The sequence below is a fragment of the Psychrobacter sp. 16-MNA-CIBAN-0192 genome (genome assembly GCF_040309565.1).
In the GTDB taxonomy this organism is placed as follows: domain Bacteria; phylum Pseudomonadota; class Gammaproteobacteria; order Pseudomonadales; family Moraxellaceae; genus Psychrobacter.
Map to the genome: position 1 here is coordinate 1 of NZ_JBEOOX010000529.1, position 251 is coordinate 251.

At 45.4% G+C, this 251-nt stretch carries 1 pseudogene; it reads right to left on the minus strand.

What is annotated here, in order from left to right:
• Positions 1 to 27: 27 nt before the first annotated feature.
• Positions 28 to 251 (minus strand): annotated as a pseudogene (locus AAEY78_RS14255) (hypothetical protein); the annotation flags it as partial.

Below are 251 nucleotides of genomic sequence, written 5' to 3' on the forward strand. Positions count from 1 at the left end.
GAATATTCCTTATTAACCTTTAAATGGTTATTTTGCAAAACTAGGATCAAGTCGGTACGCTTTGCGCAGCATAGCTGGCCACGCTAACTGCCCGCCAGTACTACCACTGTGCACTACATTTGCTTGATTATAAATATTGTCGATTATAGGCTGCGGGACGCTAATAGCCTGCTGCGAACTGGCTTGAATAGCGAGCTGTATTTCACAGGCGCGCTGTAAATCATAAAAGCGCATAAAAGCATCGCCCACCG